Origin of the sequence: Escherichia sp. WS338, from assembly GCF_046486405.1 — a bacterium.
Classification (GTDB): domain Bacteria; phylum Pseudomonadota; class Gammaproteobacteria; order Enterobacterales; family Enterobacteriaceae; genus Escherichia; species Escherichia coli.
The window spans coordinates 1-20,483 of sequence record NZ_JBJQLL010000029.1; the positions used below are offsets into that span (position 1 = coordinate 1).

A 20,483-nucleotide genomic window follows, 5' to 3' on the forward strand; every position below is an offset into this window, starting at 1 on the left:
CGCACCACCCCGTCAGTAGCTGAACAGGAGGGACAGCTGATAGAAACAGAAGCCACTGGAGCACCTCAAAAACACCATCATACACTAAATCAGTAAGTTGGCAGCATCACCGACCCTGGCGATGATTTTGCTGGCTGTGCCGTTTACCTTTAGCGCCCCGCGTTCGCCTGGGATGGGTAGCCGTCTCGCTGTAGGCGTCATCGTTGGCTTACTCACCTGGATCAGCTATCAAATCATGGTCAATCTGGGATTGTTATTTGCGTTGAGCGCACCTGTTACCGCGCTCGGTTTACCGGTAGCGTTTGTGCTGGTGGCGTTGAGCCTGGTGTATTGGTATGACAGACAACATTAAACCCGCCGTGGCGCAACACCACAGCGGGCTCACATTACTGCTTCAGAGTAGCAAATGCCTGAATGATGGCATCGATTTGCTCACGACTGTGGGCAGCGTTTACGCTACAGCGCAGCAGCGTGATGCCTGCAGGCGCGGCAGGTGGCAGGATAAGATTCACATAAACGCCCAGCGAAATAAGCTCGCGCCAGATGCGTAAACCTTCCTCTTTCGAACCGATTATTACTGGCACTACCGGGCTAATATGTGAACTTAACTCATAACCCAGTTTTTGCAGACCGTCATACAGATGGTTGGCGTTATCCATCAGTTTTTGCCGCAGCTCTGGTTGTGTGGAAATGGTTCTTAACGACGAGCGCACGGTCGCAATGCAGGACGGAGAAGGAGAGGCGGTAAAAATATACGGGCGGCTGCCGTAGCGCAGCACTTCCATCGCTTCTGAACCCACGGCAAAACCACCAATGGAAGCCAAACTTTTACTGAAGGTGCCGACGATAATATCCACGTCGTCTTCAACGCCAACGGCTTCAACCAGTCCGCGGCCTGTTGCGCCTAACACGCCAAACGAATGTGCTTCATCGACAATCAAATAACCACCGAGACGACGTTTGATATCAACAATTTCTGCCAGCGGCGCAACGTCACCGAGCATACTGTAGATGCCTTCAACGATAATAATCGCCTCTTTCGCCCGTTCACCGAGGCGGACCATGCGCCGTTCCAGATCGTTGACGTCATTATGGCGGAAACGAATAATCTCTGCGCCGCCGAGAGAACAGGCGTCATAAATACTGGCGTGGCTGTCGGCATCCAGTAACACCACGGCGTTATGGTCGGCAAGTGCGCTGATGACACCTAAATTAGCGGTATAACCGGTTGAAAAAACGATAGCGGTAGGGCGATTGAAAAACTCGGCAATCTCTTTCTCTAACGCCAGATGCGGCGCATAACTGCCGTTTGCCATACGAGAACCGGTGGTGCCAGTGCCTTGGGCCGCTAACGCTGCCTGACCTTCGCGGATAGCATCATGATTAAAGGTTAAACCGAGATAATTATTGGTCCCGGCCAGAATCACTTTTTTATTGCCGATCCGGCCTTCGGTGGCGGAATACACTTCATCAATACAGGTGCCAAATGGTGTTAACCCGTTGTCACTAAATTGCAGGCGCTCGCCAGCAAGGCGCGCATATTTATCGTATAGCCCCATTATTTATTCTCCAGCCATGGAAGTAGAGTTTCCATTAATTGCGCAGGGGTTTTGACATCCAGCAGAATATTAATAGGAATGGAAATATCGAATCTGTCTTCCAGCATCATTAAGAGATCCATCACTTTGATCGACTCCAGGCCAAGATCGTTGACGAGATCGCTGTCGGGCTTAATTTCCACACCGTTTTCGACCAAATCCTGTAAACAGGAAAGGATGTAATCCATTACTATTTCACGATTTACCATAGAAACGTTAACACACCTTTAAACAAGACAATCAAAATAGCCCGTTGCGTAATGCGTGTTCCAGGCTAATCCCGGGAAACCAATTAATATCTTCAGAAATACGGTTATTATTTGCCGACCAGTCGGCGTGGGTTAATTCACGAATTTTCGAGCGGGTCAGCATAGGTTCTTTACCTGCCAGGCGACTCAACGCAGTACTGATATCCGCAAGGCAGGTGAGTAGCGGCAGAGGAATGCCAACCATCCGCACAGAACCACAACGGGCTTCGGCGGCAAGCTGTCGTACGCGTTGCCAGTCATAGCCGCCAGCGACGCCATCGCATAATTCATAGGTTTGCGTCTGTACAGTTTCGGCGTTTAACCACTGACCCACTGCTTGCGCAAAATCGGTGACGTGCAGGAAAGAGAGTTGTGTATCTGGCGCACCAAGTCGTGGCAGCAGGCCGCGCAGCATCCAGTCAAACAGCGGTTTTAACTCTTTATCGCCGGGACCATACACGGCTGTCGGGCGAAAAATGCCCAGCGTAATTTCGTCAGCCATTGCGATCAGTCGTTGTTCGGCGACGTGTTTGGAATTTGCGTACCAGGAGAGTTCGGGATGGCGCGCCGCCAGCGAAGAGATAAACAGAAAACGTTGGCAAAAGCCGCTCTCTTTTGCCGCTTGCATCAGGCGCAGGCTGCCGTCAACGTTACAGCGGGTAAAAATCTCTTCTTTGTGTCCGCGCACTTGTCCGGCGCAATGGACCACCGCGCTGGCTCCGGCAACCAGTTCGCTAAGCGAATGTGTATCTTCCAGCGAACCGCGCACCCAGATGAGATTATCATTGACGTGAGCGCGGGCAGTACGCGTCAATGTGCGAACGTGAAAGCCGCGGGCGAGCAGGTTATCGATAATATATTTACCGATAAACCCGGTAGCGCCCGTCACCGCGACAGTTTGATTCATGCCAGGGATTCCTGCACATGAAGGCTTGCAGCATAAGCCTTCTGATAACGTTTTTTCGCTTCCGCACGGGCAGGCTTGCCGGAGGACGTTCGGGGAATACTGTGGGGCGGCAACAGATCGATAGCCGCGGTCACGCCAAATTCGCTTTGGATCCGTGCTACCAGTGCGTGGATAAGCTGCCCACGACGTTCTTCGTCGCTGATCCGACACTGGATCTGCAAAATGATTTTTTCCTGGGCGGTAACAAAAGCAATCGCATCGCCAGAATGAATTTCCGGTTCCTGTTCCGCAATGTATTCAATATCCTGCGGCCAGATATTACGGCCACGAATAATAATCAGATCTTTAATGCGTCCGGTGACATACAGATAACCGTCCAGCAGATAACCGAGGTCGCCGGTGTCTAACCAGCCCGTCGCGGCAATCTCGTCTTGCGAAACCTGGTCGCCAAAGTACCCGCTCATCAGGCTGGGGCCGGAGATGCAAATATGGCCTACCACACGTTCCGCGACAGGTATATCTGCTTCATTGCGGATTTCAATGCCATGTTCCGGCAACGCTTTACCGCAGTTGACGAAAGTCGATACGGCGCGTGTTTCAGCACCCGGCGCGACGGCTTTACCCTGGTATTCGAGGATGTCGCGATCCACTTCGTTAACCACAACCCCGCAGGCTTCATCAGAGAAGCTGACAGCCAGCGCATTTTCTGCCAGTCCGTAGCACGGCATGAAAGTTTTATCGTCAAAGTTAACCTGACGAAAACATTCAGCGAATTGATGGAGTTGTTCTGCGGAGATCGGTTCTGCTCCAATACCAGCGACGCGCCAGCAGGAAAGATCCAGTTCAGCGAGATCTTTTTCATTCACGCGGCGCTGGCACAATTCATAGCCAAACGGCGGTGCAACGGAAACGGTGCCGCGATTTTTACTGATCAATTTAAGCCATTGCAGAGGACGCATGGCAAAATCCTGAGTGCGCAAATAATCTACTGAAAGCTGCGTGGCGACGGGGGTCAGGAGAAAGCCGACCAGTCCCATATCATGGTAGAAAGGCAGCCAGGAGACGCAGCGGTCGCCAGGGCGTAATTTAATGCCATCGTGGCTTATAGCACGTAGATTAGCCATCACTTCGTGATGGGTGATAATGACGCCACGGGGAAAACGGGTGCTGCCGGAGGTGTACTGGAGGTAGGCGATATCGTTCGGAACTGGACGCTGGAGCGCAACATCGGCTTCCGGTAATGCCTTAAACCAGGCGTGGCTTAAAACATGTAATTCGGGGTTGTTGTTATGCGTCGCGGCATTGACCAGCGGTAACCACTCATCACCAGTGATAATGGCTGCGGGCTGGCAACTTGCCAGTAAACCCTGCAGTTTGGCGCTCCAGGAATCCCGCTGACCGACGCCCATTGGAATCGCCAACGGGACGGCGACTAAGCCGGCACACTGGCAGGAAAAAAAAGCCTCTACAAACCCGCTACTCGTTTCGGCAATCAGCGCCACGCGATCGCCTTTTTTCAGGTTCAGCGATAACAACCGCTTCGCACCAGCTTCGGCACGCGCTTTTAACGTCTGATATTCCAGTTGATCTTCAAGTTGGCAACGTCTGTCATAAAAATTCATTCCGGCGCTACTCAGAGCGGCGTAGTCCAAAGCATCAACCAGCGTTGGAAAATCGGCATAGCGCATAGGTAGGGAATGCGTAAAGATTTTATTAGACATATACACCACGAAAAAATTGGATATCAAAAATAAAATGACAATAATGCGGTGGATTATATAGGCATAAAAGATAAATGAGATAGTATTTTCATCAGTGTGAAAATGAACATTGATTTAAATAATGAGTTTGAGTTTTTTTGTTTTTATTGTGAATGATATTTAATTTATGAATATATTAAGAAGAAGCCTTGTCCGGTCGCCTTAAATCGACAAAAGGCATTGTGGCGCTTCTGTGTAGTCTCTGACCTTATCGTAATCATTAATAATACTATTTATTCGTCGTTTGTATTCATTGGGTTGATTGTTAAGGTGCCGTTCGTTGCTGTTGCAACCTGTTTGTCACCGTTAATTATTTGTTACCCACAGAACTATGGAATGCGATCTGCTGATGATTAAAATTGAAAAAGTAATTAATAAAAATGACCTTAAGGCATTTATCGCTTTTCCGTCATCACTTTATCCCGACGATCCAAACTGGATACCCCCTTTATTCATTGAACGCAACGAGCATTTGTCTGCGAAAAATCCGGGGACGGACCATATCATCTGGCAGGCGTGGGTGGCAAAAAAAGCGGGGCAGATAGTTGGGCGTATTACCGCGCAAATCGATACCTTGCACCGCGAGCGTTACGGCAAAGATACCGGTCATTTCGGCATGATTGACGCCATTGATGATCCGCAGGTTTTTGCCGCGTTGTTTGGCGCAGCGGAAGCGTGGTTGAAGTCACAAGGTGCAAGTAAGATCAGCGGTCCTTTCAGCCTGAATATCAATCAGGAAAGCGGATTACTGATTGAAGGTTTCGATACACCACCCAGTGCGATGATGCCACACGGTAAACCGTGGTATGCCGCGCATATTGAACAACTGGGTTATCACAAAGGCATTGATTTACTGGCGTGGTGGATGCAGCGAACCGATCTCACTTTCTCTCCGGCGCTAAAAAAACTGATGGATCAGGTGCGCAAAAAAGTGACCATTCGCTGCATCAATCGCCAGCGGTTTGCCGAAGAGATACAGATCCTGCGTGAGATTTTCAATTCTGGCTGGCAGCACAACTGGGGATTTGTGCCGTTTACCGAACATGAATTCGCGACCATGGGCGATCAACTTAAATATCTGGTGCCGGACGATATGATCTACATCGCTGAGATTGATTCTGCACCCTGCGCGTTTATTGTTGGCTTGCCGAACATCAACGAGGCGATTGCCGATCTGAACGGATCGCTCTTTCCCTTCGGCTGGGCAAAATTGCTGTGGCGTTTGAAAGTCAGCGGTGTGCGAACTGCGCGAGTGCCGCTGATGGGCGTGCGGGACGAGTATCAGTTCAGCCGCATCGGCCCGGTAATTGCGCTGTTATTGATTGAAGCCTTACGCGATCCGTTTGCCCGTCGGAAGATCGATGCGCTGGAGATGTCATGGATCCTCGAAACCAATACAGGCATGAATAACATGCTGGAACGCATTGGGGCGGAGCCGTACAAGCGTTACCGATTGTATGAAAAGCAGATTTGATGGCAGTCACCCCTGCTTCATCTCCAGCGGCACCGCCGAGCGAATCAAATGGTGGCCTTCCAGCTCGATATCGTGGAGATTCTTTTTCACGGTCCGCACATGATCACGTGCTGCGCGCTGGGCGACGTGCGGCAGCCGCTGCAACACCGCGTTGTAGATCCGCGCATGCTGGCGATCGATCTGCTTTTTTTGCTGTGGTCGATGGTAGAGATTATTTACGCTGGCAAACACTGAATTAAACATCAGATCGGTCAATGATTGCAGCGTAAACACCAGCACCTGATTGTGAGAAGCCTGACAAATGGCGAGATGGAAAGCGTGATCCAACTGCGCATGTTCGATCAGCGAAATCTCTTTGTTGTTCTCACTGGCGGCGAGCATTTTTTCATAACAGCGGGTTATCACAACAAAATCAGCCTGGGTTCCCAGCGTTGCCGCCAGCCTTGCCGATTCGCCCTCCAGTAATGCGCGAACGTCGAGCAGATCGTACAGCGTTCGCGGCTGCGTACTGAACAGATGGATCAGCGGGCTGGCGTCCTGCACCCGATTAAGCCGTGCGACACGAGAATCGCGACCCTGCGCCGTTTCAATAATCCCGCGCCCGCGCAGCACGGTCAGCCCTTCACGCAGTGCGGAGCGTGAGAAGCCGAGCTTTTCACACAGTCGACGTTCCGAGGGAAGCGGCTGACCGACCTTCAACACGCCGTCGATAATTAACCGTTCGATACTCTCTGCAACCACTTCGCAAATAGGGCGACGTTCATCTTTCATTCCCGGACCTCGTGCACAGGTAGGACCAATTTTTCTGTTCTTAACTCGCAAAACACGCACATCACGCAAGTGATTATGTTACATCAATTTAACATTAAGTTAACCAAGGCAAGGTCACAGAGCTGGAAAAAAAATGGTCTGACCGGTAGCTAAAGAGATAGACGAAAACGAAAAGCCCGCTTAATAACTGTTCACAGAAGCAGCGCGCAAAAATCAGCTGCCACACAACACAACAAAGCGAAGCCTATTCATGAGCATCTTGTACGAAGAGCGTCTTGATGGCGCTTTACCCGATGTCGACCGCACATCGGTACTGATGGCACTGCGTGAGCATGTCCCTGGACTTGAGATCCTGCATACCGATGAGGAGATCATTCCTTACGAGTGTGACGGGTTGAGCGCGTATCGCACGCGTCCATTACTGGTTGTTTTGCCAAAGCAGATGGAACAGGTGACGGCGATTCTGGCTGTCTGCCACCGCCTGCGTGTACCGGTCGTGACCCGTGGTGCAGGCACCGGGCTTTCTGGTGGCGCGCTGCCTCTGGAAAAAGGTGTGTTGTTGGTGATGGCGCGCTTTAAAGAGATCCTCGACATTAACCCCGTTGGTCGCCGCGCGCGCGTGCAGCCGGGCGTGCGTAACCTGGCGATCTCCCAGGCCGTTGCGCCGCATAATCTCTATTACGCGCCGGATCCTTCCTCACAAATCGCCTGTTCAATTGGCGGCAATGTGGCGGAAAATGCCGGTGGCGTTCACTGCCTGAAATATGGTCTGACCGTACAGAACCTGCTGAAAATTGAAGTGCAAACGCTGGACGGCGAGGCGCTGACGCTGGGATCGGATGCGCTGGATTCGCCTGGTTTTGACCTGCTGGCGCTGTTCACCGGATCGGAAGGTATGCTCGGCGTGACCACCGAAGTGACGGTAAAACTGCTGCCGAAGCCGCCCGTGGCGCGGGTTCTGTTAGCCAGCTTTGACTCGGTAGAAAAAGCCGGACTTGCGGTTGGTGACATCATCGCCAATGGCATTATCCCCGGCGGGCTGGAGATGATGGATAACCTGTCGATTCGCGCGGCGGAAGATTTTATTCATGCCGGTTATCCCGTCGATGCCGAAGCGATTTTGTTATGCGAACTGGACGGCGTGGAGTCTGACGTACAGGAAGACTGCGAGCGAGTTAACGACATCTTGTTGAACGCGGGTGCGACTGACGTCCGTCTGGCACAGGACGAAGCAGAGCGAGTACGTTTCTGGGCCGGTCGCAAAAATGCGTTCCCGGCGGTAGGACGTATCTCCCCGGATTACTACTGCATGGATGGCACCATCCCGCGCCGCGCCCTGCCTGGCGTACTGGAAGGCATTGCCCGTTTATCGCAGCAATATGATTTACGCGTTGCCAACGTCTTTCATGCCGGAGACGGCAACATGCACCCGTTAATCCTTTTCGATGCCAACGAACCCGGTGAATTTGCCCGCGCGGAAGAACTGGGCGGGAAGATCCTCGAACTCTGCGTTGAAGTTGGCGGCAGCATCAGTGGGGAACATGGCATCGGGCGCGAAAAAATCAATCAAATGTGCGCCCAGTTCAACAGCGATGAAATCACGACCTTCCATGCGGTCAAGGCGGCGTTTGACCCCGATGGTTTGCTGAACCCAGGAAAAAACATTCCCACGCTACACCGCTGTGCTGAATTTGGTGCCATGCATGTGCATCACGGTCATTTACCTTTTCCTGAACTGGAGCGTTTCTGATGCTACGCGAGTGTGATTACAGCCAGGCGCTGCTGGAGCAGGTGAATCAGGCGATTAGCGATAAAACGCCGCTGGTGATTCAGGGCAGCAATAGCAAAGCCTTTTTAGGTCGCCCTGTCACCGGGCAAACGCTGGATGTGCGTTGTCATCGCGGCATTGTTAATTACGACCCGACCGAGCTGGTGATAACCGCGCGTGCCGGAACGCCGCTGGTGGCGATTGAAGCAGCGCTGGAGAGCGCCGGGCAAATGCTCCCCTGCGAGCCGCCGCATTATGGTGAAGAAGCCACCTGGGGCGGGATGGTCGCTTGCGGGCTGGCGGGGCCGCGTCGCCCGTGGAGTGGTTCGGTCCGCGATTTTGTCCTCGGCACGCGCATCATTACCGGCACTGGAAAACATCTGCGTTTTGGTGGCGAAGTGATGAAAAACGTTGCCGGATACGATCTCTCACGGTTAATGGCCGGAAGCTACGGTTGTCTTGGCGTGCTCACTGAAATCTCGATGAAAGTGTTACCGCGACCACGCGCCACCCTGAGTCTGCGTCGGGAAATCAGCCTGCAAGAAGCCATGAATGAAATCGCCCAGTGGCAACTCCAGCCATTACCCATTAGTGGCTTATGTTACTTCGACAATGCGTTGTGGATCCGCCTTGAGGGCGGCGGTGGATCGGTAAAAGCAGCGCGTGAACTGCTGGGGGGCGAAGAGGTTGCGGGTCAGTTCTGGCAGCAATTGCGTGAACAACAACTGCCGTTCTTCTCGTTACCAGGTACCTTATGGCGCATTTCCTTACCCAGCGATGCGCCGATGATAGATTTACCCGGCGAGCAACTGATCGACTGGGGCGGGGCGCTACGCTGGCTGAAATCGACAGCCGATGACAATCAAATCCATCGCATCGCCCGCAACGCTGGCGGTCATGCGACCCGCTTTAGTGCCGGAGATGGTGGTTTTGCCCCGCTACCGGCTCCTTTATTCCGCTATCACCAGCAGCTTAAACAGCAGCTCGACCCTTGCGGCGTGTTTAACCCCGGTCGCATGTACGCGGAACTTTGAGGAGCAGGCTATGCAAACCCGATTAACAGAAGAGATGCGGCAGAACGCGCGCGCGCTGGAAGCCGACAGCATCCTGCGCGCCTGTGTTCACTGCGGATTTTGTACCGCAACCTGCCCAACCTATCAGCTTCTGGGCGATGAACTGGACGGGCCGCGCGGGCGCATCTATCTGATTAAACAGGTACTGGAAGGCAACGAAGTCACGCTTAAAACACAGGAGCATCTCGATCGCTGTCTCACTTGCCGCAATTGTGAAACCACCTGTCCTTCTGGTGTGTGTTATCACAATTTGCTGGATATCGGGCGTGATATTGTCGAGCAGAAAGTGAAACGCCCACTGCCGGAGCGAATGCTGCGCGAAGGATTGCGCCAGGTAGTGCCGCGTCCGGCGGTCTTCCGTGCGCTGACGCAGGTAGGGCTGGTGCTGCGACCGTTTTTACCGGAACAGGTCAGAGCAAAACTGCCTGCTGAAACCGTGAAAGCTAAACCGCGTCCACCGCTGCGCCATAAGCGTCGGGTTTTAATGCTGGAAGGCTGCGCCCAGCCTACGCTTTCGCCCAACACCAACGCGGCAACTGCGCGAGTGCTGGATCGTCTGGGGATCAGCGTCATGCCAGCTAACGAAGCAGGCTGTTGTGGCGCGGTGGACTATCATCTTAATGCGCAAGAGAAAGGGTTAGCGCGGGCGCGCAATAATATTGATGCCTGGTGGCCCGCGATTGAAGCAGGTGCCGAGGCAATTTTGCAAACCGCCAGCGGTTGCGGCGCGTTCGTTAAAGAGTATGGGCAGATGCTGAAAAACGATGCGTTGTATGCCGATAAAGCGCGTCAGGTCAGTGAGCTGGCGGTCGATTTAGTCGAACTTCTGCGCAAGGAACCACTGGAAAAACTGGCAATTCGCGGCGATAAAAAACTGGCCTTCCACTGCCCGTGTACCCTACAACATGCGCAAAAGCTGAACGGCGAAGTGGAAAAAGTGTTATTTCGTCTTGGATTTACCTTAACGGACGTTCCCGACAGCCATCTGTGCTGCGGTTCAGCGGGAACATATGCGTTAACGCATCCCGATCTGGCACGCCAGCTGCGGGATAACAAAATGAATGCGCTGGAAAGCGGCAAACCGGAAATGATCGTCACCGCCAACATTGGTTGCCAGACGCATCTGGCGAGCGCCGGTCGTACCTCTGTGCGTCACTGGATTGAAATTGTAGAACAAGCCCTTGAAAAGGAATAACAAAATGAAAACTAAAGTCATTCTTAGCCAGCAAATGGCGAGTGCAATTATTGCCGCAGGTCAGGAAGAGGCGCAGAAAAACAACTGGTCTGTTTCCATTGCTGTTGCCGATGACGGCGGTCATCTGCTGGCGTTAAGTCGCATGGACGATTGCGCGCCGATTGCGGCTTACATCTCCCAGGAGAAAGCGCGTACCGCCGCGCTGGGGCGTCGTGAAACTAAGGGCTATGAAGAGATGGTGAACAACGGACGTACCGCGTTCGTGACTGCGCCGTTACTGACGTCGCTGGAAGGCGGCGTACCGGTTGTTGTTGATGGGCAAATTATTGGTGCCGTGGGCGTTTCTGGTTTAACCGGAGCACAGGATGCGCAGGTCGCGAAAGCGGCAGCAGCGGTGTTGGCGAAATAAGCGAAAACGAGGAGAGAAACAATGAGTCAAACCATAACCCAGGGCCGTTTACGCATTGACGCCAATTTTAAACGTTTTGTGGATGAAGAAGTTTTGCCGGGCGTGGAACTGGACGCTGCCGCGTTCTGGCGCAATGTTGATGAGATCGTTCACGATCTGGCGCCAGAGAATCGTCAGTTGCTGGCAGAGCGTGATCGCATTCAGGCGGCGCTTGATGAGTGGCATCGCAGCAATCCGGGGCCGGTAAAAGATAAAGCGGCCTATAAATCTTTCCTGCGTGAACTGGGCTACCTGGTGCCACAGCCTGACCACGTTACGGTGGAAACCACGGGCATCGACAGCGAAATCACCAGTCAGGCGGGGCCACAGCTGGTGGTTCCGGCGATGAACGCCCGCTACGCGCTGAACGCGGCGAACGCTCGCTGGGGCTCACTGTACGATGCGTTATACGGCAGTGACATCATCCCGCAGGAAGGGGCGATGGTCAGCGGCTACGATCCGCAGCGTGGTGAGCAGGTTATCGCCTGGGTTCGGCGTTTCCTCGATGAATCACTACCGCTGGAAAACGGCAGCTATCAGGATGTGGTGGCGTTTAAGGTGGTCGATAAACAATTACGCATCCAGTTGAAAAATGGTAAAGAAACCACGTTACGTACTCCAGCACAGTTTGTCGGTTACCGTGGCGATACTGCTGCGCTGACCTGCATTTTGCTGAAAAATAACGGCCTGCATATTGAGCTACAAATCGATGCCAACGGGCGGATTGGCAAAGACGATTCGGCGCACATCAACGATGTTATCGTCGAAGCGGCCATCAGTACCATTCTCGACTGCGAAGATTCGGTTGCGGCGGTTGATGCGGAAGATAAAATCCTGCTGTACCGCAACCTGCTGGGCCTGATGCAGGGGACTCTGCAAGAGAAAATGGAGAAGAACGGTCGGCAAATCGTGCGTAAACTGAATGACGATCGTCAGTACACTGCCGCCGATGGATCTGAAATTTCTCTGCACGGACGCTCGTTGCTGTTTATCCGCAACGTGGGTCATTTGATGACCATTCCTGTGATTTGGGACAGCGAAGGCAATGAAATCCCGGAAGGCATTCTTGATGGCGTCATGACTGGCGCGATTGCCCTCTATGATTTAAAAGTGCAGAAAAACTCGCGCACTGGCAGCGTCTATATTGTGAAACCGAAAATGCACGGTCCGCAGGAAGTGGCGTTCGCCAACAAACTGTTTTCCCGCGTTGAGACAATGCTCGGTATGGCACCGAATACCCTGAAAATGGGCATTATGGATGAAGAACGCCGGACCTCGCTGAACTTGCGTAGCTGTATCGCTCAGGCGCGCAACCGCGTGGCGTTCATCAATACCGGTTTCCTCGACCGTACCGGCGATGAAATGCATTCGGTGATGGAAGCGGGCCCGATGCTGCGTAAAAACCAGATGAAATCGACGCCGTGGATCAAAGCCTACGAACGTAATAACGTGCTTTCCGGTCTGTTCTGTGGGCTACGTGGAAAAGCGCAAATCGGTAAAGGCATGTGGGCAATGCCGGACCTGATGGCAGACATGTACAGCCAGAAGGGCGACCAATTGCGTGCCGGGGCAAACACGGCCTGGGTTCCGTCGCCAACTGCCGCTACGCTCCATGCGCTACACTACCACCAAACCAACGTACAGAGCGTGCAAGCCAACATTGCCCAGACCGAGTTCAATGCTGAATTTGAACCGCTGCTGGACGATCTGCTGACTATTCCGGTTGCTGAAAACGCTAATTGGTCGGCGCAAGAGATCCAACAAGAGCTGGATAACAACGTGCAGGGGATTCTGGGGTACGTGGTGCGTTGGGTGGAGCAGGGGATTGGTTGTTCAAAAGTGCCGGATATTCACAACGTGGCGTTGATGGAAGACCGCGCAACGCTGCGTATTTCCAGCCAGCATATCGCCAACTGGTTACGTCACGGTATTCTGACCAAAGATCAGGTGCAGGCGTCGCTGGAGAATATGGCGAAAGTGGTTGATCAGCAAAACGCTGGCGATCCGGCTTATCGTCCAATGGTGGAGAATTTCGCTAACTCGTGTGCTTTTAAAGCTGCCTGCGATTTGATCTTCCTCGGAGTGAAACAGCCAAACGGCTATACCGAACCGTTATTACACGCATGGCGTTTACGCGAAAAAGAAAATCATTAATAGCGTCAAAAAAAGCCCCGGCAAGATTTATTGTCGGGGCTATGATAGTAACTGCGGTAGTACATTTATCCCGGAAATAACCGGAGCGATTATCAGGGGTTAACAATATTAAATACCCGTAGCGCATCACTAGCGGGATTAAAACAACAATATGGACATCTTAACGATACTCTGCGCCTGCGTGTGCGGAACAGAAACCCTTACCCGATATACTTGTTATGCCAGAGGTAGCAATTGCGTTAGCGGCGTACTGTTGCTGTAAAGTATAACGCCTATATTTTACAGTTCAGTCCTCTTTTGCTTATTACAACCTTAAGTATATCAAGCATATAAAGATAATAAGAGACTGAACAATATGGTTACCTGGACCCAAATGTATATGCCGATGGGAGGACTGGGGCTATCCGCTCTGGTCGCCCTGATCCCAATAATATTCTTCTTCGTTGCACTCGCGGTATTACGTCTGAAAGGACATGTCGCTGGAGCAATAACCCTTATATTATCTATTCTGATTGCGATATTCGCCTTTAAAATGCCGATTGATATGGCATTTGCTGCTGCGGGCTATGGCTTTATTTATGGTTTATGGCCTATTGCGTGGATTATTGTCGCGGCGGTATTCCTGTATAAATTAACCGTTGCCAGCGGCCAGTTCGATATTATCCGCAGCTCGGTTATCTCCATCACCGACGATCAGCGTTTGCAGGTGTTACTGATTGGTTTCTCCTTTGGTGCGCTGCTGGAAGGGGCGGCTGGCTTTGGCGCGCCGGTGGCGATTACCGGTGCGCTGCTGGTGGGCCTGGGCTTCAAACCGTTATACGCGGCGGGGCTGTGTCTGATTGCCAATACTGCGCCGGTGGCGTTTGGTGCGTTGGGCGTGCCGATTCTGGTCGCCGGTCAGGTAACGGGAATCGATCCGTTCCACATTGGCGCAATGGCGGGACGTCAGTTACCGTTCCTGTCGGTTCTTGTACCGTTCTGGCTGGTAGCAATGATGGACGGCTGGAAAGGGGTGAAAGAGACGTGGCCAGCGGCGCTGGTTGCTGGGGGAAGCTTCGCTGTCACGCAGTTCTTTACCTCTAACTATATTGGTCCGGAACTGCCGGATATTACTTCGGCGCTGGTGAGTATCGTCTCACTCGCTTTATTCCTTAAAGTCTGGCGGCCGAAAAATACCGAAACGGCAATCAGCATGGGACAATCCGCAGGAGCGATGGTGGTGAATAAACCATCTTCTGGCGGTCCCGTGCCTTCAGAATATAGTCTGGGGCAAATCATTCGTGCGTGGTCACCGTTTTTAATCTTAACGGTGCTGGTCACCATCTGGACCATGAAGCCGTTTAAAGCGTTATTTGCTCCGGGCGGCGCGTTTTATTCACTGGTGATTAATTTCCAGATCCCTCATTTGCATCAACAAGTGTTGAAAGCGGCACCCATTGTCGCCCAACCAACGCCAATGGATGCGGTGTTTAAATTCGACCCTCTCTCGGCTGGCGGCACCGCTATTTTTATTGCGGCGATTATCTCTATCTTCATCCTCGGCGTGGGCATCAAGAAAGGGATTGGCGTCTTTGCCGAAACGCTAATTAGTCTGAAGTGGCCGATATTGTCGATTGGCATGGTGCTGGCGTTCGCCTTCGTCACCAACTATTCCGGTATGTCCACCACGCTGGCGCTGGTACTGGCAGGTACAGGCGTGATGTTCCCGTTCTTTTCGCCATTCCTCGGCTGGCTGGGGGTATTCCTTACCGGCTCGGACACCTCCTCTAACGCCCTGTTTGGTTCACTGCAATCGACCACGGCGCAGCAAATCAACGTCTCTGACACACTGCTGGTGGCAGCAAATACCAGCGGCGGCGTAACTGGCAAGATGATCTCCCCGCAATCTATCGCCGTGGCCTGCGCCGCGACGGGCATGGTGGGCCGGGAATCTGAACTGTTCCGCTACACCGTGAAGCACAGTCTGATTTTTGCCAGCGTTATCGGCATTATCACGCTGTTGCAGGCGTATGTGTTTACTGGGATGTTAGTCTCGTAAATCAATAATGCCGGATGATCGTTAATATCATCCGGCTTCATTTACATTATTCTGTCTTATTAATTGAAAATTATTTCTCGCTTTATTATCCATGCGGCAATAATATTTTGTGTTTAGATAACCTGCTAAATAATTAAGATCGTGAGAACATCTATTTTTTATCACGCAAAACAAGTCTGTACTAATTATGTTCGCTTGATGAGCAAACACCGTTCTATCTGTTGCTTTTGCAATCTTAATCGTTAAAACTACCAACAAATTTATATAGTTACGTTGTGAATGGTTGTTAATTTTTTGTTTATTGAAATTTCGTAAAAATAACCATCCAGACATCGAATAGGGGTTATTCTTATAAATTTTACCTGTTTTTCTATCAATGATGCCGTTTTCTTAAGAATGGAGGAAGTTATTAAAGAAGATAAAGCATAAAACTATTTCTCCCAGTTACGAATTTTTTAACATTGTTTTGTCACTTGCGTTATTAATGAATAAGAAATTTAAATATAAGAAATCGCTTTTAGCGGCTATTTTGAGCGCAACCCTGTTAGCCGGTTGTGATGGCGGTGGCTCCGGATCTTCCTCCGATACGCCGCCTGTAGATTCTGGAACAGGGTCTTTGCCGGAAGTGAAACCTGATCCAACACCAAACCCGGAGCCGACGCCTGAGCCAACGCCGGACCCAGAACCAACGCCGGAACCGACACCTGATCCAGAGCCAGAACCGGAGCCAGAACCTGTTCCTACGAAAACGGGTTATCTGACCCTGGGCGGAAGCCAGCGGGTAACTGGTGCTACCTGTAATGGTGAATCCAGCGATGGCTTTACATTTACACCTGGTGAGGACGTTACTTGCGTGGCGGGTAACACGACAATTGCCACCTTCAACACTCAGTCAGAAGCTGCGCGTAGCCTGCGTGCGGTTGAAAAAGTGTCGTTTAGTCTTGAGGACGCGCAAGAACTGGCGGCTTCCGATGACAAGAAAAGCAATGCGCTCTCGCTAGTCACCTCCATGAACAGTTGCCCGGCGGATACAGAACAGGTGTGCCTGGAGTTCTCCTCAGTGATCGAGAGTAAACGCTTCGACTCGCTGTATAAGCAAATCGATCTGGCACCGGAAGAGTTCAAAAAGCTGGTCAATGAAGAGGTGGAAAACAATGCCGCGACCGATAAAGCGCCATCCACTCATACTTCACCGGTCGTGCCCGTCACCACTCCGGGAACAAAACCGGATCTGAACGCTTCCTTCGTGTCGGCTAACGCGGAACAGTTTTATCAGTATCAACCTACGGAAATCATTCTCTCTGAAGGCCGACTGGTAGATAGCATGGGCAATGGTGTGGTTGGCGTAAATTACTACACCAGCTCAGGCCGTGGCGTAACTGGCGAAAACGGCAAATTCAACTTCAGCTGGGGCGAAACCATCTCCTTTGGTATCGACACCTTTGAACTGGGCTCAGTACGCGGCAATAAGTCGACCATTGCGTTGACTGAGCTGGGCGACGAAGTTCGCGGCGCGAATATTGATCAGCTTATTCATCGCTATTCGACGACCGGGCAAAATAATACCCGTGTTGTGCCGGACGATGTACGCAAGGTCTTTGCCGAATATCCCAACGTGATCAACGAGATTATCAATCTCTCGTTATCCAACGGTGCGACGCTGGATGAAGGTGAGCAAGTTGTTAATCTGCCAAACGAATTTATTGAGCAGTTTAAGACGGGTCAAGCCAAAGAGATCGATACCGCGATTTGTGCGAAAACCGACGGTTGTAACGAGGCTCGCTGGTTCTCGCTGACGACGCGCAATGTTAATGACGGCCAGATTCAGGGCGTTATCAACAAGCTGTGGGGTGTGGATACAAGTTACAAATCTGTCAGCAAGTTCCACGTCTTCCATGACTCTACCAACTTCTATGGCAGCACCGGTAACGCGCGCGGTCAGGCGGTGGTAAATATCTCCAACTCGGCATTCCCGATTCTGATGGCGCGTAATGATAAAAACTACTGGCTGGCGTTTGGCGAAAAACGCGCCTGGGATAAAAATGAGCTGGCGTACATTACGGAAGCGCCTTCCATTGTGCAGCCAGAGAACGTTACGCGCGATACTGCGACTTTCAACCTGCCGTTTATTTCGCTGGGGCAAGTCGGTGAAGGCAAACTGATGGTTATCGGTAACCCGCACTACAACAGCATCCTGCGTTGCCCGAACGGTTACAGTTGGGGCGGTGGTGTTAATAGTAAAGGTGAGTGTACGCTCAGCGGTGATTCTGATGACATGAAGCACTTTATGCAGAACGTCCTGCGCTACTTGTCAAATGACATCTGGCAGCCAAATACCAAGAGCATCATGACTGTCGGCACCAACCTGGAGAACGTTTATTTCAAAAAAGCGGGCCAGGTATTGGGAAATAGTGCACCATTTGCTTTCCATGAGGATTTCACTGGTATCACGGTTAAACAGTTGACCAGCTATGGCGATCTGAATCCGGAAGAGATTCCGTTGCTGATCCTCAACGGCTTTGAATATGTGACTCAGTGGTCTGGCGATCCCTATGCTGTGCCTCTGCGTGCAGATACCAGCAAACCGAAGCTGACTCAGCAGGATGTGACCGATCTGATCGCTTATCTGAACAAAGGTGGCTCGGTGCTGATCATGGAAAACGTGATGAGCAATCTTAAGGAAGAGAGCGCGTCCAGTTTTGTGCGTCTGCTGGATGCCGCGGGTCTGTCAATGGCTCTGAACAAATCGGTGGTGAACAACGATCCGCAAGGGTATCCGGATCGCGTTCGTCAGCGTCGCGCGACTGGCATTTGGGTTTATGAACGTTATCCTGCTGCAGACGGCGCGCAACCGCCGTACACCATCGACCCAAATACAGGGGAAGTGACCTGGAAATACCAGCAAGACAACAAGCCTGATGACAAGCCGAAACTGGAAGTTGCGAGCTGGCAGGAGGAAGTTGAGGGCAAACAGGTAACGCGTTATGCCTTTATTGATGAAGCGGAATACACAACAGAAGAATCTCTGGAAGCGGCAAAGGCAAAAATCTTTGAGAAGTTTCCTGGGTTACAGGAGTGTAAGGACTCGACTTACCATTACGAGATTAACTGTTTGGAGCGCCGCCCAGGCACGGATGTTCCGGTAACAGGTGGCATGTATGTTCCGCGCTATACGCAACTGAATCTTGACGCCGACACCGCGAAAGCGATGGTGCAGGCGGCGGATTTAGGCACCAACATTCAGCGCCTGTATCAGCATGAGCTTTATTTCCGTACCAAAGGCAGTAAAGGTGAGCGTCTGAACAGTGTTGATCTGGAACGTCTGTACCAGAACATGTCGGTCTGGCTGTGGAACGATACGAAATATCGTTACGAAGAGGGCAAGGAAGATGAGCTGGGCTTTAAAACGTTCACCGAGTTCCTGAACTGCTACGCCAATGATGCCTATGCAGGCGGCACCAAGTGCTCTGCAGATCTGAAAAAATCGCTGGTCGATAACAACATGATCTACGGTGACGGTAGCAGCAAAGCGGGCATGATGAACCCAAGCTATCCGCTCAACTATATGGAAAAACCGCTGACGCGTCTGATGCTGGGCCGTTCCTGGTGGGATCTGAACATTAAGGTTGATGTGGAGAAGTACCCAGGATCCGTATCGGCAAAGGGTGAGAGCGTTACGGAAAACATCAGCCTGTACTCGAATCCGACCAAATGGTTTGCGGGTAACATGCAGTCAACCGGCCTGTGGGCACCGGCCCAGCAGGACGTCACCATTAAGTCTTCGGCGTCAGTCCCAGTGACTGTTACCGTGGCGCTGGCTGACGACCTGACTGGACGTGAGAAGCATGAAGTTGCGCTGAACCGTCCGCCAAGAGTGACTAAAACGTATACTCTGGAGGCTAACGGTGAAGTGACCTTCAAGGTGCCTTATGGTGGTCTGATTTATATCAAGGGCGACAGTAAGGATGATGTTTCTGCTAACTTCACCTTTACCGGTGTAGTAAAAGCGCCGTTCTATAAAGACGGCGAATGGAAAAACGATCTGGACTCACCGGCGCCGCTGGGCGAGCTGGAGTCTGCGTCGTTCGTCTATACCACGCCGAAGAAGAACCTTGAGGCCAGCAATTTCACTGGTGGTGTAGCAGAATTCGCTAAAGATCTGGATACCTTTGCCAGCTCGATGAATGATTTCTACGGTCGTAATGATGAAGACGGTAAGCACCGGATGTTTACCTATAAAAACTTGACGGGCCACAAGCATCGTTTCACCAACGATGTGCAGATCTCCATCGGTGATGCGCATTCGGGTTATCCGGTAATGAACAGCAGCTTCTCGACGAACAGCACCACGCTGCCGACGACGCCGCTGAACGACTGGCTGATCTGGCACGAAGTTGGTCACAACGCCGCCGAAACGCCGCTGACTGTTCCTGGCGCAACTGAAGTAGCGAACAACGTGCTGGCGCTGTACATGCAGGATCGCTATCTCGGCAAGATGAACCGTGTCGCTGACGATATTACTGTCGCGCCGGAATATCTGGAGGAGAGCAACGGTCAGGCATGGGCGCGCGGCGGTGCGGGTGACCGTCTGCTGATGTACGCACAGTTGAAGGAGTGGGCAGAGGAAAACTTTGATATCACGAAGTGGTATCCAGATGGCAAGCTGCCAGCGTTCTACAGCGAGCGTGAAGGGATGAAAGGCTGGAACCTGTTCCAGTTGATGCATCGTAAAGCACGCGGCGATGATGTTGGTAACAGCACCTTTGGTGGCAAGAATTACTGTGCTGAATCCAATGGTAACGCTGCCGACACGCTGATGCTGTGTGCCTCCTGGGTCGCCCAGACGGATCTTTCGGAGTTCTTTAAGAAATGGAATCCGGGTGCAAGTGCTTACCAGTTGCCGGGAGCAACGGAGATGAGTTTCCAGGGCGGTGTGAGCTCTTCGGCTTACAGCACGCTGGCGTCACTCAAGCTGCCGAAACCGGAAAAAGGGCCGGAAACCATTAACAAGGTTACCGAGCATAAGATGTCTGCCGAGTAAGCCTGTAG

14 protein-coding genes and 1 pseudogene are annotated in these 20,483 nt (G+C 52.0%); 9 read left to right on the top strand and 6 right to left on the bottom strand.

Going from position 1 to position 20,483, the window contains the following annotated elements:
* On the bottom strand, positions 1–56 hold a 56-nt coding region (locus ACJHWT_RS19655), incomplete at its 3' end, for an IS1 family transposase (RefSeq protein WP_097491765.1).
* A 56-nt stretch (positions 57–112) separates the two neighbouring features.
* Between ACJHWT_RS19655 and ACJHWT_RS19660 the strand changes: the two are divergent.
* Positions 113–352, top strand: a pseudogene (locus tag ACJHWT_RS19660) (hypothetical protein); the annotation flags it as partial.
* 34 nt (positions 353–386) lie between these two features.
* Here the strand turns inward: ACJHWT_RS19660 and spt are convergent.
* Genes spt through ACJHWT_RS19680 form a run of 4 tightly spaced genes read right to left on the bottom strand, consistent with a single transcriptional unit; the run spans position 387 to position 4,474 of the window.
* The gene (gene spt, locus ACJHWT_RS19665; protein WP_000524954.1) at positions 387–1,559 is read right to left on the bottom strand and encodes a serine palmitoyltransferase; all 1,173 of its coding nucleotides are present in this window, start codon (positions 1,557–1,559) and stop codon (positions 387–389) included.
* The gene (locus ACJHWT_RS19670) at positions 1,559–1,807 is read right to left on the bottom strand and encodes an acyl carrier protein (protein WP_000248097.1); all 249 of its coding nucleotides are present in this window, start codon (positions 1,805–1,807) and stop codon (positions 1,559–1,561) included. The genes spt and ACJHWT_RS19670 overlap by 1 nt, the downstream gene beginning before the upstream one ends.
* A gap of 31 nt (positions 1,808–1,838) precedes the next feature.
* A complete protein-coding gene (locus ACJHWT_RS19675) occupies positions 1,839–2,753 on the bottom strand; it encodes an NAD-dependent epimerase/dehydratase family protein (RefSeq protein WP_001077189.1) in 915 nt (304 codons plus the stop codon).
* The gene (locus ACJHWT_RS19680; RefSeq protein WP_206746051.1) at positions 2,750–4,474 is read right to left on the bottom strand and encodes a fatty acyl-AMP ligase; all 1,725 of its coding nucleotides are present in this window, start codon (positions 4,472–4,474) and stop codon (positions 2,750–2,752) included. The genes ACJHWT_RS19675 and ACJHWT_RS19680 overlap by 4 nt, the downstream gene beginning before the upstream one ends.
* 370 nt (positions 4,475–4,844) lie before the next feature.
* On the opposite strand from ACJHWT_RS19680, the gene yghO reads away from it, so the two are divergent.
* Complete coding sequence (yghO, locus tag ACJHWT_RS19685; protein WP_001318038.1) at positions 4,845–5,987, top strand: protein YghO; 1,143 nt, start codon at positions 4,845–4,847, stop codon at positions 5,985–5,987.
* 6 nt (positions 5,988–5,993) lie between these two features.
* Here yghO and glcC read toward each other — a convergent pair whose 3' ends face one another.
* Positions 5,994–6,758, bottom strand: a complete 765-nt coding sequence (gene glcC / locus ACJHWT_RS19690) for a transcriptional regulator GlcC (protein WP_001314155.1) — start codon at positions 6,756–6,758, stop codon at positions 5,994–5,996.
* A 250-nt stretch (positions 6,759–7,008) separates the two neighbouring features.
* On the opposite strand from glcC, the gene glcD reads away from it, so the two are divergent.
* The 7 genes from glcD to sslE all read left to right on the top strand — a co-directional run bounded on the left by glcD (position 7,009) and on the right by sslE (position 20,475).
* Complete coding sequence (gene glcD / locus ACJHWT_RS19695; RefSeq protein WP_001696208.1) at positions 7,009–8,508, top strand: glycolate oxidase subunit GlcD; 1,500 nt, start codon at positions 7,009–7,011, stop codon at positions 8,506–8,508.
* On the top strand, positions 8,508–9,560 hold the full coding sequence (gene glcE / locus ACJHWT_RS19700) for a glycolate oxidase subunit GlcE (protein ID WP_000943091.1): 1,053 nt from the start codon (positions 8,508–8,510) through the stop codon (positions 9,558–9,560). The genes glcD and glcE overlap by 1 nt, the downstream gene beginning before the upstream one ends.
* 10 nt (positions 9,561–9,570) lie before the next feature.
* The gene (gene glcF, locus ACJHWT_RS19705) at positions 9,571–10,794 is read left to right on the top strand and encodes a glycolate oxidase subunit GlcF (RefSeq protein ID WP_001194810.1); all 1,224 of its coding nucleotides are present in this window, start codon (positions 9,571–9,573) and stop codon (positions 10,792–10,794) included.
* A gap of 4 nt (positions 10,795–10,798) precedes the next feature.
* On the top strand, positions 10,799–11,203 hold the full coding sequence (locus ACJHWT_RS19710) for a GlcG family protein (RefSeq protein WP_000853256.1): 405 nt from the start codon (positions 10,799–10,801) through the stop codon (positions 11,201–11,203).
* Between the two features lie 21 nt (positions 11,204–11,224).
* Positions 11,225–13,396, top strand: coding sequence for a malate synthase G (glcB, locus tag ACJHWT_RS19715; RefSeq protein WP_000084114.1), 2,172 nt, complete (start codon positions 11,225–11,227; stop codon positions 13,394–13,396).
* A gap of 355 nt (positions 13,397–13,751) precedes the next feature.
* Positions 13,752–15,434 carry a glycolate permease GlcA gene (gene glcA / locus ACJHWT_RS19720; RefSeq protein ID WP_000259302.1) on the top strand — a complete coding sequence of 561 codons (1,683 nt, stop codon included), beginning with the start codon at positions 13,752–13,754 and terminating at the stop codon, positions 15,432–15,434.
* Between the two features lie 484 nt (positions 15,435–15,918).
* On the top strand, positions 15,919–20,475 hold the full coding sequence (sslE, locus tag ACJHWT_RS19725) for a lipoprotein metalloprotease SslE (protein ID WP_001034482.1): 4,557 nt from the start codon (positions 15,919–15,921) through the stop codon (positions 20,473–20,475).
* Positions 20,476–20,483: the final 8 nt, after the last annotated feature.

Bases quoted from the DNA above. Each gene is read 5' to 3' on its own strand.
- spt (WP_000524954.1), bottom strand. From the start codon at position 1,559: ATGGGGCTATACGATAAATATGCGCGCCTTGCTGGCGAGCGCCTGCAA.
- ACJHWT_RS19670 (WP_000248097.1), bottom strand. From the start codon at position 1,807: ATGGTAAATCGTGAAATAGTAATGGATTACATCCTTTCCTGTTTACAG.
- ACJHWT_RS19675 (WP_001077189.1), bottom strand. From the start codon at position 2,753: ATGAATCAAACTGTCGCGGTGACGGGCGCTACCGGGTTTATCGGTAAA.
- ACJHWT_RS19680 (WP_206746051.1), bottom strand. From the start codon at position 4,474: ATGTCTAATAAAATCTTTACGCATTCCCTACCTATGCGCTATGCCGAT.
- yghO (WP_001318038.1), top strand. From the start codon at position 4,845: ATGGAATGCGATCTGCTGATGATTAAAATTGAAAAAGTAATTAATAAA.
- glcC (WP_001314155.1), bottom strand. From the start codon at position 6,758: ATGAAAGATGAACGTCGCCCTATTTGCGAAGTGGTTGCAGAGAGTATC.
- glcD (WP_001696208.1), top strand. From the start codon at position 7,009: ATGAGCATCTTGTACGAAGAGCGTCTTGATGGCGCTTTACCCGATGTC.
- glcE (WP_000943091.1), top strand. From the start codon at position 8,508: ATGCTACGCGAGTGTGATTACAGCCAGGCGCTGCTGGAGCAGGTGAAT.
- glcF (WP_001194810.1), top strand. From the start codon at position 9,571: ATGCAAACCCGATTAACAGAAGAGATGCGGCAGAACGCGCGCGCGCTG.
- ACJHWT_RS19710 (WP_000853256.1), top strand. From the start codon at position 10,799: ATGAAAACTAAAGTCATTCTTAGCCAGCAAATGGCGAGTGCAATTATT.
- glcB (WP_000084114.1), top strand. From the start codon at position 11,225: ATGAGTCAAACCATAACCCAGGGCCGTTTACGCATTGACGCCAATTTT.
- glcA (WP_000259302.1), top strand. From the start codon at position 13,752: ATGGTTACCTGGACCCAAATGTATATGCCGATGGGAGGACTGGGGCTA.
- sslE (WP_001034482.1), top strand. From the start codon at position 15,919: ATGAATAAGAAATTTAAATATAAGAAATCGCTTTTAGCGGCTATTTTG.